We start from the raw sequence: 17,308 nt of genomic DNA on the forward strand, positions 1-17,308 counted from the left end.
GCTGCATGTGTCGATGGACGAGCTGTCGCAGACCATCACCCAGCAGGAAACGGTTATCGACAAAGCGGGCAATACCGTCAAAAGCCTGGTCAGTCAGGCGGACGAGGTGGTGCTGGGCTCGCGGGAGCTGGCCAAGTCCAGCCTGCGCATTCAGTCGGTGGTGCAGACGATCCAGCAGATCGCCGGACAGACCAACCTGCTGGCGCTGAACGCCGCCATCGAGGCTGCACGGGCGGGTGAAATGGGACGTGGCTTTGCCGTGGTGGCCGATGAAGTGCGCCAGCTGGCGCAGAAGACGTCGCAGAACGCCAACGACATCGGCACCGATATCGAGCGCCTGGCCGAGGAGATTCGCAAGGTGGCGCAGCACATCGAGGAGCAGTCCCTTGAGGTCGGAACGCTGACGGGGCTGCTGTCGGAACTGGAAGGCTCCAGCGACATGACGGCGGGCACTTCACAGCGTACCCGCCAACTGGCCGATACCCTGCGCGGGCTGACTCAGTAGCAGCGCCTGCGTCAGGACGGCATATTGCCCGTCCTGACGCAGACCGAGTTACAGGCGGCTTACTGGTTACCCAGCACGCCGACCTTGCCCATGACGTTGCTCATGAACTGCTGCACGGTCATTTTCTGGCCATTGAAGTCGACCATCTGGTTGGCGTAATGCAGGTCGGAGACGATGTTGTCGCCGTCGACCTTGGCCAGTTGCATCATCTCGGCCATGGCGCTGGCCATGTCGCCAGCGGCCTTGGCCTGATCGGCGATGACCTTGAGGTCGGTCTGGCCTTCACGAATGGCTTGCTGGGTCGCGAGGTCGCGAATCATCGGCTTGGACAGGACGACCCTGGCGTTGACTTCGCCCAGGCTCTTCATGAGCAGCGCATCGGAAGGCTGATCGAGCGAGCCTGGATCGGCCAGGTCCACGGCGATACGCATGTGGCTTTCACCGTTGCTGGTCTTGAGCGAGAGCTTTTCCAGCTCGATGTGCGGTTTGGCCGCCAGCAGCGTTTTCATCTGGGTGTTCATCAGCTCCTGATCAGCCGGGCTCAGCTCCAGGCGGAACGGACGTTTCTCCTGCGCGGCCTGTTGCTGCTGAGGCAGGATTTTATCCTGATACAACTGATACAGCGCCTGAGTCGCCAGCACATCGAAGTTGGCGATCTTGAAGCCCATGTGCGCAGAACCGACGTCCTTGCCGGCGTAGGCGATCATGCCGGCATCGTAGTTGATCTGGGCTGCCAGGTTACCGGCATCTTCCTGCGCCAGGTTGGTGTTGGTGAAATCGCGAATCTGCACCTGTGGCTTGCCCACCACCTGGAAACCCGCGTTCTGGATTTTCATGTTGGTGTGGCCCAGATAGAAACCGGACTTGCCTTTGGTACCACCCGTGTCGAAGGTCATGCCTTTGATTTCGATGCTGACCGGGCCGTCGGGCGACGCGACATTGAGTTGCAAATTGTCCATGTTGCCCGCAAGGCTGAATTTCTCCGCGTCGGCGGACGACTCGGCGTTCAGGTCCAGACCTGAAAAACGGAACGTGCCGTCGACGTCGGTCATTTCCAGCGGAGCCATCTGCAGCGTGCCTTTGGTGGCGCGGTCATAGCCGATGCTGGCCTGGCCCTTGAGCGGTGGAACGTCCTTGCTCATGGCGAACCATTTCTCGGCGCTGGGGCTTTTTTCCATCTGGACATTGCTCAGGGCCATGACCGGCAGCAGGTTCAGGGTTTTCAGATGCGACAGCGGAATGGGGCCGTGCTCGATATGGTCGACAAACAAGAACTGGCCGCCCTGGGTGCTATCGGACAGGTTCTGGATGTCGACGCGGTAGTGCGCCGTGCTGCTGAAGAAGTGCTTGTCGAGCGAGAGCATTTCCAGTTTGACGCTGGTGTCCGTGCCTTTGAACGACTTGGCCAGCTCCTGATTGGCCTTGCTGATCGAGTCGTTCAGCGCGCCTTCCAGTTGATTGCCGGTGTACCAGGCACCAGCCGTAGCCAGTGCGCCCGCTACGACGATGACGCCAATCGCTATACCTGCTGATTTATTCATAGTGACGTGAAGATATCCGTTCTGATGATGGGAAAGTCGTACCGGGAGCGGCAGCGCCGATTGAAAGCCGCGAGAGACTATCATCGGCAGATCCCGAGAGCCCAGCCTTCATGGTCATTTCTGTGGGCGCGTCGCCCTTCTGTAAGCGCGTTGGACATGGCCTTGTGCCTTTTGTTGCGCATGCCAATCCCGCTGAAAGGTTTTGAAACAGACCCTAGCCACAGCCTTCCCGGAAACGTTAGGCTGAAACGAATTTGCGAACAGGACGTGATCACATGAGCGAGCAGCAAAAACAACGAGGCCCGATCAAGGCCGTCATTTTCGACATGGATGGCCTGTTGCTGGACACCGAGGGGGTTTACACCGAAGTCACCCACTTGATTGCCAGCCGCCACGGTCGCACCTTCGACTGGTCGGTCAAGCAGCACACCATTGGCCGCGGTGCCCGGGACTTCTCGGACTACGTGATCAAGGCGCTGGAGCTGCCGATGTCGATCGACGAGTTTCTCGAAGTCAGGGAGCCCATGCTTGAAGAGCGTTTCCCGCGCGCCGCAGCCATGCCGGGTGCCGAAGCGCTGGTCCGTCATCTGGCTGCGCATAATATTCCGATCGCCGTGGGCACCAGCTCGTCGGTGCATTACTTCGAGGCCAAGACCACCCTGCACCGCGCATGGTTCGAACTGTTCGACACCGTCGTCACCGCCGACGACCCGGAAGTCGGCGCCGCCAAGCCGGCCCCGGACATCTTTCTGGTCGCCGCCCGCCGTCTTGGCGTCTCGCCTGCCGATTGCCTGGTCTTCGAAGACTCGCCATTCGGTGTGACCGCCGCCAAGGCTGCCGGGATGTACGCGGTGGCCGTGCCGGACTCGCACATGCCGGTCGAGCAATACGAGCATGCGGACCTGCTGCTGGGCTCGCTGGCCGACTTCCCGCTCAAGGCGTGGGGGTTGCCTGAGCTCGCCTGAATGACATGGAGATGCTGAGCATGAATTATCGAACCCTTGGCCAGTCCGGCCTCAAGGTTTCCACACTGACACTCGGCTCGATGATGTTCGGTGAGCAGACCGCTGCCGAGGAATCGCTGCGCATCATCGACAAGGCCAGGGATCAAGGCATCAATTTCATCGACACGGCGGATGTCTATAACGCCGGGCGCTCGGAGGAAATCGTCGGCCGGGCCATCGCGGCACAGCGCAGCGACTGGGTGCTGGCCACCAAGGTCGCGATCGGCCCGTCCGATGGTGTGCCCAATCGGGCCGGTCTGAACCGCAAGCACATGTTCAATGCCATCGAGAACAGCCTGCGGCGGCTGGATACCGACTATGTGGATATCTATTACCTGCACAAGGAAGATCACGACACGCCGCTGGAAGTGACGGTGTCGGCGATTGGCGATCTGATCCGGCAAGGCAAGATCCGCTATTGGGGCGTGTCGAACTTCCGCGGCTGGCGAATTGCTGAAATCGTCAACGTTGCGCAACGCCTGGGCGTGGACAAGCCGGTCATCAGCCAGCCGCTGTACAACATCGTCAACCGCCAGGCCGAGGTCGAGCAGATCACTGCAGCCGCACATCATGGCCTGGGCGTCGTGCCCTACAGCCCGCTAGCCCGCGGTGTGCTCAGTGGTAAATACGCTCCGGACATCGCTCCCGACAGCGAGAGCCGCGCCGGACGTCAGGACAAGCGACTGCTGGAAACCGAATGGCGCATGGAGTCGTTGCGTATCGCGCAGCGAATTCAGGCGTATGTGCAGGACAAAGGCGTCGGCATTGTCGAGTTCGCCATTGCCTGGGTGCTCAACAACCAGGCCGTGACCTCAGCCATCGTCGGACCAAGAACCGAGCAGCAGTGGGACGGGTATACCAAGGCACTCACGGTGGATATCACCGCTGAAGACGAAGCGTTCATCGATTCGCTGGTGACCCCCGGCCATGCGTCGACGCCCGGCTTCAATGACGTTCAGCACTTCGTTTCCGGCCGCCTGACGCGCTGAGACGATCACGCCTGCGGCCTTATGCCGCGAGCGTGTCACTGTTGCGCTCTGGACCGGTCGTTTCAGAGCGCGCTGTCATAAAAACAACACGTGAAACTCCTGTTACCTGTGAATACGCACTCGGTACGTGAGGTCGATGAGCGCTAAGATAGACGCGTATTTTGTCGAGTTCGCCGGGCTGCAGCGCGATTCGCTGCTCGCCGTTAAACATGATGATGTTTGTATTTTCGCGACGGACTGGCAAGTCTTGGCTAGTCTGTCGGCAACAAAGCGATTAATTGGACATTGTCCAGCCAGGGTTGATGAAGAAGTAGGCCAATGCGCAAATCAGATAGAGAAGCCTTTCTGGGCTCCGTACTGGGCAATGAGCAGCCTCCGGCGCACCTTGCCAGAACCGTGATTGAAGAAAAGCTGCGAAACGCCATTATCGATGGCAGCCTGCCAAGCGGCACGGCATTGCGCCAACAGGAACTGGCGACGCTGTTTGGCGTCAGCCGCATGCCTGTGCGCGAAGCACTGCGCCAGCTCGAGGCGCAGTCGCTGCTGCGTGTCGAAACGCACAAGGGCGCGGTGGTCGCGCCGCTGATCACCGAAGACGCAGTGGACGCCTATGCCCTGCGCATACTGCTGGAATCCGAAGCGTTGCGTCTGTCTATCCCGTTGCTAGATGCCGACGATCTGGCGGCGGCGAAGGGCTACATCGAGCAGCTTGAGGTCGAGACAGATTTCGGCCAGATCGGCAGACTCAATCGAATGTTCCACCTTTCGCTGTATGCCAAGAGCCACAACACGCGTCTCATGCGTCTGGTTGAAGAAGGCCTGAACGAAGAAGAACGCTTCCTGCGTTTCAATCTGTCCGATATGGGCCTGGGCAAGCTTTCTCAGGATGACCATTGGCAACTGTTGCGGCTCGCCGAGCAGAAAGCGATCGAACCCTGTGTCGAAGCACTGCAGCATCACCTCAACCGAGGTGTTCAGGCCGTCACTCAATACCTGAACAGCAAAAAGGCCACCAAGGCCAAGCCGCCCCGCGCAACGAAGAAAAACCCCGCCTGAATCATCAAGGCGGTCTATCCAGCAGGCGGTGACACAACGTCTGCGGCTTGGCCGCTTGTACCTCCCGTCCTCCGCCTCACACCTCGTCAGCGTATCGCCAGGCTCAACCCCGGCATGGCGTTTTTATCGCTATTTTCCTGATCTGCCGGATGGCCCAACGCTGGAATGAGGCAAACTCGGCCGTGACGCTGAGGAAACCAACCGGAGGATGTTCCCTGGCTACGGCTGAACGGCTCGCGCAGGATCGGAGCGGTTCTCTGTTCATATGAACTCAATGGATAAGGAGTTGTTGAACGGGGCAAACAGACAGTGGAAGTCATTTCCAACTTCGCCCATTAAAAAAATCCAGAACCCTGATTATTCAGCACATCGGCAACGCTGGGCGAGGCATTCGCTCATTATTAATAATTCTGACTTAATCAGTCGGAAGGGTTGTCTGCGCGCCTATAAAACGTACACCCGACGTTTTATATAGCCACTTACACCCTCAAAAAACACCTCCTTTAATTATTATTAAAAAACGATTGCAGCCCTTGTTAAATTTGTTTTAAGTTTTCTTCGCCGGCCGTGTTATCGACGGCATGCCGGGGTGAACACCTTGCCCCACAAGGGCCAAGGCTCGGTAAACCGGCGTTGCGCTGTATCGTGTAATTCAATAACCGATGCGTGTTTGTGGCAAATCAGCCCTCACACTTCAGGCCCTTGTTCGCCTCGCATTCGGGGACTTTATTACGTGTCATCGTCGCACTGCCGATAACGCTCACCCCTTGAGTAACTGCATTAACACTGACCACCACCATGACAATAGGGATATCACTATGCTTTGTGAAAAAACACTGCTCGCACACAAGAAAGTTGAACTTGGCCGTCATCCGATCTTTGCAGAAATCACCACACTGGATGTACTCCGACGTTTTATGGAAACCCATGTATTCGCCGTCTGGGATTTCATGTCGCTGACCAAGCGCCTGCAACAGGAACTGACCTGCACCCAATTGCCGTGGTTGCCGCCGACAGATGCTTCCGCTGCCCGCCTGATCAACGAGATCGTGCTGGGGGAGGAGTCCGATGACCGACTGGGCGCGGGTCATTACAGCCACTTCGAGCTGTACCTGGATGCGATGCGCGAGATTGGCGCGAGCACGGTACAGATCGAGCGCTTCATCGAACTGCAGAGACAGGGCATGCGTTACACCACTGCGCTGCAACACGTCGACGCGGGACAGGCGGCGACGGCATTCGTGACACACACGCTCGACATCGCCCTGCATGCGCCGGCACACAGCGTTGCTGCGGCCTTTCTGCATGGTCGCGAGAGTGTCATCCCGCTGATGTTCCAGACCATCCTCGATGACTGGGGCATCACCGCCGACCAGGCACCCACCTTCCGCTACTACCTGGAGCGCCACATCGAAGTGGACGCTGAAGATCACGGCCCGGCAGCAGAGCAGTTGCTGGCTCGTCTGGTTGCTGGCGACACGCAGCGCGAACGAGAGGTTTATCAGACCGCCATCGCGGCTGTGGAAAGCAGGATCCGGCTATGGGACACGCTGCGCCTGAGCATGCGAACGCCGCGCATGCAGGCCAGCGCGTAGGACCCGCTCGCAACACCCTGAAGCCTTTACAAGGAAGCCATCATGAAAGCAGAAGACTACATGTCGTTCATCGATGCGTGGGAAGGTCGCGCCACCATTCGTACGCGTCCACGCAGGATGGTCGAGAACGATGAAAAACTCATCTACCCCCTCAGCCGACAGCCGCTGGTGCTCAGTGACACGTTCACCCGCGAGTGCGCGCATTGGCGCGATTACGCGCTGGTGCAGAGCCTCTACAAGTTCATCAACGATGTGGTGATCTTCGAGACCGAGATCGTCGACAGGACCGCGCGCAGTATCGCCAAGGACAACTTCGCGATTCGCTTCCCGTTTGCCTGTCGCTATGACGCGATGACGGTGGTGGTCGATGAGGACTACCACGCACTGGTGGCGATGGACTTCATGCAACAGACCATCGCCCTGACGGGCATAGAACCTATCCCGTTGCCGGACGAGATTGAACTCAGCCGGGCCATTCCCGCCGCATTGGCTCTGGCCCCCGAGCATCTGCGCAGCGCGGTGGAGCTGATCTGTGTCGCCATCGCGGAGAACACCGTGACCAATGACGTGGCGGCGTTTGCCAAGGACGAATCGGTCAAGCAATCGGTGAAGGGGCTGATGGCCGACCACTTGCTGGACGAGGGGCGTCACTCGGGCTTCTGGGCGCGGCTGGTACGCATCTATTGGCATACCGCTCCCCAACAGGACCGGGAATCCATCGCCCGCATCATGCCGGTGTTCATCGCTCAATACCTGACCAACGATATTCAGAATGGCTTCGACTTCACCCTGATCGACCACCTGCAGGTGCCGGACACCGTCAAGCAGGCGCTCAGGGATGAGACCAGGGCTGTGAGTTTTCCAGTCAACCGCCATCATCCACTGGTGGCCAACATCGTGCGTTTCTTCAAGAACAGCTCGATGCTGGACGATCCTTGTGTGCAGCGGGCGCTGGCGGACTATCTGCCTGCGCAGAGGGCGCTGCAATGAAGCGCCTGGAGATTGTGCTCATCGGTCACAGCCTGACCTTGAGTGAACTGAATAGCGAGCTGCTGGACCACGGGCATGGCGTGCGGCATCTGTCTGATCAGCAGGCGCTGGACGCGTTGACGGTGCCTGATGGCGGCGTGCTGATCGAAGACGGCAGCCTTGACCTGTCCGAGGAACAACTGAGTACGTTCGGCCACTGCACGCAACTGCGACTGCGGGTCGGTATCAGCGGGGAACTGGAATACGGGTTACCCCGGCTGGAGCTGCTGTGCTGGCATGGCGCAGCCGAGGCTCGACGTTTGATCGTTCATGAGTGGCTTGCGGTCGAGGAATCAGGCAACGGGCGGGTACTGCGTGATGCCGCTGTCGCAGCCATGGTGGATCTGGCGACATTGCAGATCAGCCGGTTATCCAGAGACGAAGACTGTCTCAACGGTATGACAAGCGTCACACCCGCCCGGAGCGATCGGCAGCACGGCTTGCAGGCGGTTGATCAATTGCTGTTCGAGCATCGTTTCAATCAGACAGATCAACCGCATCTGCTGAAACTGTCCGAAACACCCATCACCGAGCGGCTGGAGCAGGCGCTGCTGAAGTTTGCCGAACGCCCGGCACTGTCCGTTCGCAACCGGACGCTCAGCTATCGGCAACTGCACGCGCACAGTCTCGCCATCCAAAGCTTGCTGCAGCCGTTGCTGGCGCACGCGAAAGCCGGCACACCTGCCGTGATCGGTATCTGCCTGCACAAGTCAGCCGAGCTGTATGCGGGCATTCTCGCGGTTCTGGGTTGCGGTGCGGTTTACCTGCCACTTGATCCCGGCCAGCCCGTGCAGCGTCAGCAGTACATTCTGGAAAACTCGGGAGCGATGCTGTTGCTGCACGATGGCTCGCACCCGCTGGCGGCTGCGGAGTTTCCGGCGCTGGATATCGCTACGGTTCCTGTGGGAGATGGAGCTCCAACCCATGTACGCGTTGCTACCGATCAGGATGCGCCCTGCATGGCGCTGTACACGTCGGGCACCACGGGACAGCCGAAAGGCGTATTGCTCAGCCAGCGCAATCTCAGCCACTTCACCGCCTGGTATGCCGAGCATTTGAGCCTGAGTGAACACAGCCGGGTGCTGCAATTCTCTACGCTGAGTTTCGACTCATCGATTATCGACATTTTCCCCACCTGGCTCAGTGGCGCCGAGCTGGTGGTCCCCGATGAAGACCAGCGACGTGATCCGTTGCAGTTGGTCAGCGCGCTGCAACAAGGCATCACCCATGCATTCCTGCCGCCGGCGCTGTTGAGCATCCTGCCGCTGGATCAACCGCTGGGGCTTGAGCATGTCATGACCGGAGGCGACGTCTGTGAGCCGCACGTGATTGCGCAACTCACCAGGCAATGTCATTTCCACAACCTGTACGGCCCCACCGAGGCCACGGTGTTGGTCACCGCCTGCGAGTTCGGGCCGTCCAGCAGCAACCGACATCTGGGCCGACCGATCGCCAACAGCCAGGCGTGGATTCTGGACGAGCAATTGCAGCCCGTGGCCGAACAGACTCAGGGTGAGCTGTACATCATCGGTCCCGGCGTCTGTCTGGGCTATGTAAACAATCCCGCGCTTACCGCCGAGCGCTATGTGTGGCTGACGAAGCCGGATGGCCAGCTTATGCGTGCCTATCGCACCGGCGACATCGCCAAGTGGACGGCTGACGGCATCGTCCTCAGCGGACGTCGTGATAATCAGGTGAAGATTCGCGGCTTTCGGGTCGAGCCGGAAGAGATCGAGCATTGCCTGCGTGACAGCGGACTGTATCGACAGGTTGCCGTGGTGATCGACAGACAGCGACGAATTCTGGCGTTTCTCGCTCAACCGTACCTTGAGCATGACGAACAGGCACTGAAAGCGCATGTACAACGCCTGTTGCCTGATTACATGCATCCCGCCGTCTACACGATGTTGCCCGGCATGCCGTTCGCCAGCAACGGCAAGGTCGATCGCAAAGCGCTTCTGGAAATACCGCTGAGCTTTATCGGGCAGCACGCTCGTCGCCAGCCCGAGACGGAGCAGGAGCGGGCGCTGCTGGAGCTATGGGGCGAGCTGTTGGAGCTGCCGCCAGACGACATCTCGACTGATGAAAGCTTTTTCAATCTCGGTGGTCACTCGATCCTGCTGTCGCGCCTGTTGCTGGGGGTTCGTGAGCGCTTTGGGCGCAGCATTCCCATCAATCGTTTTATCGAAGCACCGACCGTGCTGACGCTCGCCAGCCTAATCGCCAGTGACGGCACTTCTGCCGGAGTCCTCAGTGCTCAGGCCCTGCGGGATGCCAACCCGGACTTTCAGCTGGCTACATTGCCCGTCAGCAGGCTGGGTGATGTTCATAAAGTGATTGTCACGGGTGCCAATGGCTTTCTGGGTGTGCATATCGTCGAAGCGCTGCTCAACCGGGGGGCGACCGAGATCGCCTGCCTGGTGCGCGAGGCTGCTGGACAAAGCGCGCAGCAGCGCTTCGAGGATGCCCTGCGGGAAAACCGTCTGGACCACCTGGACCTGAGTCGCGTGCAGGTCTACCCCGCTGACCTGACCAAGCCTCGGTTGGGGCTCAGTGAAGCGGTGTATGAGCGGCTGGATCTCGAGTTTGGTGCGTTGGTGCACAACGCTGCCAATGTGAACCATGTTCAGGACTATGAAAGCCTGGTCAAAGACAATGTCGCCCCGGTCTTTGAATGCCTCAAGCTGTGTGAAGGGCGCAGTAAAAAGATCTTCAATTTCGTGTCGACGTTGTCTGCCTGCAGTGCCATCGATGCCGCCGGTAATGTGCTTGAACAGCCCGCTGCCACGACCCCGCCGATCTACATCAAGAATGGCTACAACCTCTCCAAATGGGTGGCTGAGCGCATCCTGCAATGTGCCCGGGACCAAGGTGTGTGGGTGAACATCTATCGCCCCGGCAACATCGCCTTCAACAGCGTTACCGGCGTGTGTCAGCCACAGAAAAACCGTTTGATGCTGATGCTCAAGGGCTCGCTGCAATTGGGTCAGGTTCCGGCATTCGCCATCAACTTCGACCTGATGCCGGTGGACTTTCTGGCGCGCTTCATCGGCTTCCATGCCAGCCGTTACCAACCAGAACACGCGGTGTTCAATCTGCATAACCCCGAGCCCTTGAGCTGGAGCGACTACGTGCACGCCTTCCGCGAGGCAGGGCGTCAGTTCGAGCTGGTCAGCGTCGAGCAATGGCAGGCGCAACTCCGACGCGTCGACAGCCAGAACGCGCTGTTTGGCGTGCTGGGGTTTTACCTCGACGGGTTTGAAGAAGACATCGGCGACATCTCGATGATCGAGCACCGCAACACCCTGAACGGCATTCGTCGCATGGGCGAACAGTACCCGCAAAAAACCCCGGCGTTGTTGCGCAGGGGCTGCGATTACCTGAAAGAAATCGACTTCATCTGAGCCACTACCCACTGAGATAAATGGAGAACGACATGAACACACTTCACAGCAATCTGAAACCCGACACCCTTATCAAGAACCCAGAGGCATGCCGAGTGGTGTCCGCCGTGGAAGTCTCCGGTGATGCGGCCAGCGTGTGGGCTGTCGTCGGCAATTTCGGTGGCTTCCAGGCATTCATACCGGCGCTGGAGAGCATCGAGGTCACCGGCGAAGGTCCGGGCTCGGTTCGCAGCAAGCTGTTCAAGGATGGCAACGTGGCCATCGAACAACTGAACTCCAGGGACGATCAAGCGCTTTATATGACCTGGTCACTGATCCACACCAGCTTGCCGGTCAGCAATCTGTGGGCGGCAATGACTGTTGAAGCAACCGGTGACGGCGATACCTGCATCGCCAGTTGGACGATTGTTGCCGACCCTGTTGAGAATGGGCCTGAAGGGGATGCATTCGAGGCGTTTCTTCAGGGGTTTGCAGATGGCGCAATGAGTAACGTGCGCAGCCTGTTTGGCTGATTGATGCTGCATCACAGCAGCCCGCTCGGAGCGAATGCCTGAGCGGGCTTTTTTATTTGATGCCCCATAACGACAAAACCCCTCATCGCGTAAGCGATGAGGGGTTTCGGAATTCAATCTTGACGATGACCTACTCTCACATGGGGAAACCCCACACTACCATCGGCGATACACCGTTTCACTGCTGAGTTCGGGATGGGATCAGGTGGTTCCAATGCTCTATGGTCGTCAAGAAATTCAGTTGCCGATCCGTTAGCAGGTAACGTTCCAGCGAATTTTGGTGACTTCTACTTAAACAAAAACCCTCAGCGCGTAAGCGATGAGGGTTTCTGGAATTTAATCTTGACGATGACCTACTCTCACATGGGGAAACCCCACACTACCATCGGCGATACATCGTTTCACTACTGAGTTCGGGATGGGATCAGGTGGTTCCAATGCTCTATGGTCGTCAAGAAATTCGGGTACCGAATCGTGCCGTGCGGCGCGCTTCAGCAAATCAGGTATGTGATAGTCAGTCAGGTGTCGTTCGTGACGCAAACTTTCGGTTCGTGTCATCTTCACAGTCACCGCAATCTGGTCGTTCGACGCAAATTGCTTGGGTGTTATATGGTCAAGCCTCACGGGCAATTAGTATTGGTTAGCTCAACGCCTCACAGCGCTTACACACCCAACCTATCAACGTCGTAGTCTTCGACGGCCCTTCAGGGAACTCAAGGTTCCAGTGAGATCTCATCTTGAGGCAAGTTTCCCGCTTAGATGCTTTCAGCGGTTATCTTTTCCGAACATAGCTACCCGGCAATGCCACTGGCGTGACAACCGGAACACCAGAGGTTCGTCCACTCCGGTCCTCTCGTACTAGGAGCAGCCCCTCTCAAATCTCAAACGTCCACGGCAGATAGGGACCGAACTGTCTCACGACGTTCTAAACCCAGCTCGCGTACCACTTTAAATGGCGAACAGCCATACCCTTGGGACCGGCTTCAGCCCCAGGATGTGATGAGCCGACATCGAGGTGCCAAACACCGCCGTCGATATGAACTCTTGGGCGGTATCAGCCTGTTATCCCCGGAGTACCTTTTATCCGTTGAGCGATGGCCCTTCCATACAGAACCACCGGATCACTAAGACCTACTTTCGTACCTGCTCGACGTGTCTGTCTCGCAGTCAAGCGCGCTTTTGCCTTTATACTCTACGACCGATTTCCGACCGGTCTGAGCGCACCTTCGTACTCCTCCGTTACTCTTTAGGAGGAGACCGCCCCAGTCAAACTACCCACCATACACTGTCCTCGATCCGGATAACGGACCTGAGTTAGAACCTCAAAGTTGCCAGGGTGGTATTTCAAGGTTGGCTCCACGCAGACTGGCGTCCACGCTTCAAAGCCTCCCACCTATCCTACACAAGCAAATTCAAAGTCCAGTGCAAAGCTATAGTAAAGGTTCACGGGGTCTTTCCGTCTAGCCGCGGATACACTGCATCTTCACAGCGATTTCAATTTCACTGAGTCTCGGGTGGAGACAGCGCCGCCATCGTTACGCCATTCGTGCAGGTCGGAACTTACCCGACAAGGAATTTCGCTACCTTAGGACCGTTATAGTTACGGCCGCCGTTTACCGGGGCTTCGATCAAGAGCTTCGCTTGCGCTAACCCCATCAATTAACCTTCCGGCACCGGGCAGGCGTCACACCCTATACGTCCACTTTCGTGTTTGCAGAGTGCTGTGTTTTTAATAAACAGTCGCAGCGGCCTGGTATCTTCGACCGGCAGGGGCTTACGCAGTAAATGCTTCACCTCCACCGGCGCACCTTCTCCCGAAGTTACGGTGCCATTTTGCCTAGTTCCTTCACCCGAGTTCTCTCAAGCGCCTTGGTATTCTCTACCCAACCACCTGTGTCGGTTTGGGGTACGGTTCCTGGTTACCTGAAGCTTAGAAGCTTTTCTTGGAAGCATGGCATCAACCACTTCGTGTTCTAAAAGAACACTCGTCATCAGCTCTCGGCCTTAAGATCCCGGATTTACCTAAGATCTCAGCCTACCACCTTAAACCTGGACAACCAACGCCAGGCTGGCCTAGCCTTCTCCGTCCCTCCATCGCAATAACCAGAAGTACAGGAATATTAACCTGTTTTCCATCGACTACGCTTTTCAGCCTCGCCTTAGGGACCGACTAACCCTGCGTCGATTAACGTTGCGCAGGAAACCTTGGTCTTTCGGCGTGGGTGTTTTTCACACCCATTGTCGTTACTCATGTCAGCATTCGCACTTCTGATACCTCCAGCAAGCTTCTCAACTCACCTTCACAGGCTTACAGAACGCTCCTCTACCGCATCATCAAAAGATGATACCCGTAGCTTCGGTGCATGGTTTGAGCCCCGTTACATCTTCCGCGCAGGCCGACTCGACTAGTGAGCTATTACGCTTTCTTTAAAGGGTGGCTGCTTCTAAGCCAACCTCCTAGCTGTCTAAGCCTTCCCACATCGTTTCCCACTTAACCATGACTTTGGGACCTTAGCTGACGGTCTGGGTTGTTTCCCTTTTCACGACGGACGTTAGCACCCGCCGTGTGTCTCCCATGCTCGGCACTTGTAGGTATTCGGAGTTTGCATCGGTTTGGTAAGTCGGGATGACCCCCTAGCCGAAACAGTGCTCTACCCCCTACAGTGATACATGAGGCGCTACCTAAATAGCTTTCGAGGAGAACCAGCTATCTCCGAGCTTGATTAGCCTTTCACTCCGATCCACAGGTCATCCGCTAACTTTTCAACGGTAGTCGGTTCGGTCCTCCAGTTAGTGTTACCCAACCTTCAACCTGCCCATGGATAGATCGCCCGGTTTCGGGTCTATTCCCAGCGACTAGACGCCCTATTAAGACTCGCTTTCGCTACGCCTCCCCTATTCGGTTAAGCTCGCCACTGAAAATAAGTCGCTGACCCATTATACAAAAGGTACGCAGTCACCCAACAAAGTGGGCTCCCACTGCTTGTACGCATACGGTTTCAGGATCTATTTCACTCCGCTCTCCGCGGTTCTTTTCGCCTTTCCCTCACGGTACTGGTTCACTATCGGTCAGTCAGTAGTATTTAGCCTTGGAGGATGGTCCCCCCATATTCAGACAAGGTTTCTCGTGCCCCGTCCTACTCGATTTCATTGCAAAGGGATTTTCGCGTACAGGGCTATCACCCACTATGGCCGTCCTTTCCAGAACGTTCCGCTAATCTCAATACAACTTAAGGGCTGGTCCCCGTTCGCTCGCCACTACTAAGGGAATCTCGGTTGATTTCTTTTCCTCAGGGTACTTAGATGTTTCAGTTCCCCTGGTTCGCCTCTTGCACCTATGTATTCAGTACAAGATAACCATCTTATGATGGCTGGGTTCCCCCATTCAGACATCTCCGGATCACAGTCTGTTTGCCGACTCCCCGAAGCTTTTCGCAGGCTACCACGTCTTTCATCGCCTCTGACTGCCAAGGCATCCACCGTATGCGCTTCTTCACTTGACCATATAACCCCAAGCAATCTGGTTATACTGTGAAGACGACATTCGCCGAAAGTTTGCATTTCACAAACTTTACCTTAGCCCGGACACGCACCAGTGAAAGAGGTGCCCGGTCTATATTTCTTTCTATCACATACCCAAATTTTTAAAGAACGATCTAATCAAAGACTAGAAATCAACATTCAGGCACTGATCATCAGGATCAATGGAATGCTCATTTCTAAGCTTTCAAAACAGAAGCAGTAAGTGGTGGAGCCAAGCGGGATCGAACCGCTGACCTCCTGCGTGCAAGGCAGGCGCTCTCCCAGCTGAGCTATGGCCCCGTATTTCTACAGGCGTTTCCCACACAAAATTGGTGGGTCTGGGCAGATTCGAACTGCCGACCTCACCCTTATCAGGGGTGCGCTCTAACCAACTGAGCTACAGACCCAATTTCGAGCTTGTAGCCGCTAGCGTTGAGCTATCAGCTTGGAGCTTAAAGCTGCTTCTAATCGTCTTCTTCAATGAATCAAGCAATTCGTGTGGGTGCTTATGGTGCAGCTGAGTCGTCGATTAAGGAGGTGATCCAGCCGCAGGTTCCCCTACGGCTACCTTGTTACGACTTCACCCCAGTCATGAATCACACCGTGGTAACCGTCCTCCCGAAGGTTAGACTAGCTACTTCTGGTGCAACCCACTCCCATGGTGTGACGGGCGGTGTGTACAAGGCCCGGGAACGTATTCACCGCGACATTCTGATTCGCGATTACTAGCGATTCCGACTTCACGCAGTCGAGTTGCAGACTGCGATCCGGACTACGATCGGTTTTGTGAGATTAGCTCCACCTCGCGGCTTGGCAACCCTCTGTACCGACCATTGTAGCACGTGTGTAGCCCAGGCCGTAAGGGCCATGATGACTTGACGTCATCCCCACCTTCCTCCGGTTTGTCACCGGCAGTCTCCTTAGAGTGCCCACCATAACGTGCTGGTAACTAAGGACAAGGGTTGCGCTCGTTACGGGACTTAACCCAACATCTCACGACACGAGCTGACGACAGCCATGCAGCACCTGTCTCAATGTTCCCGAAGGCACCAATCCATCTCTGGAAAGTTCATTGGATGTCAAGGCCTGGTAAGGTTCTTCGCGTTGCTTCGAATTAAACCACATGCTCCACCGCTTGTGCGGGCCCCCGTCAATTCATTTGAGTTTTAACCTTGCGGCCGTACTCCCCAGGCGGTCAACTTAATGCGTTAGCTGCGCCACTAAGAGCTCAAGGCTCCCAACGGCTAGTTGACATCGTTTACGGCGTGGACTACCAGGGTATCTAATCCTGTTTGCTCCCCACGCTTTCGCACCTCAGTGTCAGTATCAGTCCAGGTGGTCGCCTTCGCCACTGGTGTTCCTTCCTATATCTACGCATTTCACCGCTACACAGGAAATTCCACCACCCTCTACCATACTCTAGCTTGCCAGTTTTGGATGCAGTTCCCAGGTTGAGCCCGGGGATTTCACATTCAACTTAACAAACCACCTACGCGCGCTTTACGCCCAGTAATTCCGATTAACGCTTGCACCCTCTGTATTACCGCGGCTGCTGGCACAGAGTTAGCCGGTGCTTATTCTGTCGGTAACGTCAAAACAATCACGTATTAGGTAACTGCCCTTCCTCCCAACTTAAAGTGCTTTACAATCCGAAGACCTTCTTCACACACGCGGCATGGCTGGATCAGGCTTTCGCCCATTGTCCAATATTCCCCACTGCTGCCTCCCGTAGGAGTCTGGACCGTGTCTCAGTTCCAGTGTGACTGATCATCCTCTCAGACCAGTTACGGATCGTCGCCTTGGTGAGCCATTACCTCACCAACTAGCTAATCCGACCTAGGCTCATCTGATAGCGCAAGGCCCGAAGGTCCCCTGCTTTCTCCCGTAGGACGTATGCGGTATTAGCGTCCGTTTCCGAGCGTTATCCCCCACTACCAGGCAGATTCCTAGGCATTACTCACCCGTCCGCCGCTCGCCACCAAGTACAAGTACCCGTGCTGCCGCTCGACTTGCATGTGTTAGGCCTGCCGCCAGCGTTCAATCTGAGCCATGATCAAACTCTTCAGTTCAAACATCTAACTGGGTTTTGAGAAAACCCTAAACTTGGCTCAGCAATCGTTGGTTACATCTTTGATTTCTCGCGGAGTAACT

General features: G+C 56.7%; 8 protein-coding genes, 2 tRNA genes, 4 rRNA genes and 1 pseudogene. 8 read left to right on the forward strand and 7 right to left on the reverse strand.

All coding sequences use genetic code 11. The features are described 5' to 3' along the window. Positions 1 to 148: 148 nt before the first annotated feature. Positions 149 to 505 (forward strand): annotated as a pseudogene (locus KUIN1_RS28885) (methyl-accepting chemotaxis protein); the annotation flags it as partial. 59 nt (positions 506 to 564) lie between these two features. Here the strand turns inward: KUIN1_RS28885 and KUIN1_RS26685 are convergent. Then, positions 565 to 2,046 (reverse strand): YdgA family protein, encoded by a 1,482-nt coding sequence (locus tag KUIN1_RS26685; RefSeq protein WP_152092407.1) that lies wholly within the window; start codon positions 2,044 to 2,046, stop codon positions 565 to 567. Between the two features lie 275 nt (positions 2,047 to 2,321). Between KUIN1_RS26685 and KUIN1_RS26690 the strand changes: the two genes are divergently transcribed. The 7 genes from KUIN1_RS26690 (at position 2,322) to KUIN1_RS26720 (ending at position 11,635) form a co-directional block, all read left to right on the forward strand. Next, positions 2,322 to 3,011, forward strand: coding sequence for an HAD-IA family hydrolase (locus KUIN1_RS26690; protein WP_003407919.1), 690 nt, complete (start codon positions 2,322 to 2,324; stop codon positions 3,009 to 3,011). A 20-nt stretch (positions 3,012 to 3,031) separates the two neighbouring features. Beyond that, the gene (locus tag KUIN1_RS26695; RefSeq protein ID WP_024659488.1) at positions 3,032 to 4,039 is read left to right on the forward strand and encodes an aldo/keto reductase; all 1,008 of its coding nucleotides are present in this window, start codon (positions 3,032 to 3,034) and stop codon (positions 4,037 to 4,039) included. A 318-nt stretch (positions 4,040 to 4,357) separates the two neighbouring features. Then, on the forward strand, positions 4,358 to 5,095 hold the full coding sequence (locus KUIN1_RS26700) for a GntR family transcriptional regulator (RefSeq protein ID WP_152092408.1): 738 nt from the start codon (positions 4,358 to 4,360) through the stop codon (positions 5,093 to 5,095). 818 nt (positions 5,096 to 5,913) lie between these two features. Continuing rightward, entirely contained in the window at positions 5,914 to 6,690 is a 777-nt protein-coding gene (locus KUIN1_RS26705) for a DUF3050 domain-containing protein (RefSeq protein WP_011269372.1), read from the forward strand. A 42-nt stretch (positions 6,691 to 6,732) separates the two neighbouring features. Next, positions 6,733 to 7,680: a diiron oxygenase gene (locus tag KUIN1_RS26710; RefSeq protein ID WP_024643247.1), complete on the forward strand. Its 948-nt coding sequence runs from the start codon at positions 6,733 to 6,735 to the stop codon at positions 7,678 to 7,680. After that, complete coding sequence (locus tag KUIN1_RS26715; RefSeq protein WP_152092409.1) at positions 7,677 to 11,123, forward strand: non-ribosomal peptide synthetase; 3,447 nt, start codon at positions 7,677 to 7,679, stop codon at positions 11,121 to 11,123. The genes KUIN1_RS26710 and KUIN1_RS26715 overlap by 4 nt, the downstream gene beginning before the upstream one ends. A 32-nt stretch (positions 11,124 to 11,155) precedes the next feature. Continuing rightward, the gene (locus tag KUIN1_RS26720) at positions 11,156 to 11,635 is read left to right on the forward strand and encodes an SRPBCC family protein (protein ID WP_057457813.1); all 480 of its coding nucleotides are present in this window, start codon (positions 11,156 to 11,158) and stop codon (positions 11,633 to 11,635) included. Between the two features lie 117 nt (positions 11,636 to 11,752). Here KUIN1_RS26720 and rrf (KUIN1_RS26725) read toward each other — a convergent pair. The 6 genes from rrf (KUIN1_RS26725) to KUIN1_RS26750 all read right to left on the reverse strand — a co-directional run bounded on the left by rrf (KUIN1_RS26725) (position 11,753) and on the right by KUIN1_RS26750 (position 17,226). Further along, positions 11,753 to 11,868 (reverse strand): 5S ribosomal RNA (gene rrf, locus KUIN1_RS26725). Between the two features lie 107 nt (positions 11,869 to 11,975). Continuing rightward, a 5S ribosomal RNA gene (gene rrf / locus KUIN1_RS26730) occupies positions 11,976 to 12,091 on the reverse strand. A 153-nt stretch (positions 12,092 to 12,244) separates the two neighbouring features. Continuing rightward, a 23S ribosomal RNA gene (locus KUIN1_RS26735) occupies positions 12,245 to 15,138 on the reverse strand. Positions 15,139 to 15,381: 243 nt separating this feature from the next. Further along, positions 15,382 to 15,457, reverse strand: a tRNA-Ala gene (locus KUIN1_RS26740). 30 nt (positions 15,458 to 15,487) lie between these two features. Beyond that, a tRNA-Ile gene (locus tag KUIN1_RS26745) sits at positions 15,488 to 15,564 on the reverse strand. Positions 15,565 to 15,687: 123 nt separating this feature from the next. After that, positions 15,688 to 17,226, reverse strand: a 16S ribosomal RNA gene (locus KUIN1_RS26750). The 16S, 23S and 5S rRNA genes sit together here with 2 tRNA genes alongside, the layout of an rRNA operon. Positions 17,227 to 17,308: the final 82 nt, after the last annotated feature.

This window comes from Pseudomonas sp. KUIN-1 (genome assembly GCF_009176725.1).
GTDB classification, from domain to species: domain Bacteria; phylum Pseudomonadota; class Gammaproteobacteria; order Pseudomonadales; family Pseudomonadaceae; genus Aquipseudomonas; species Aquipseudomonas fragariae.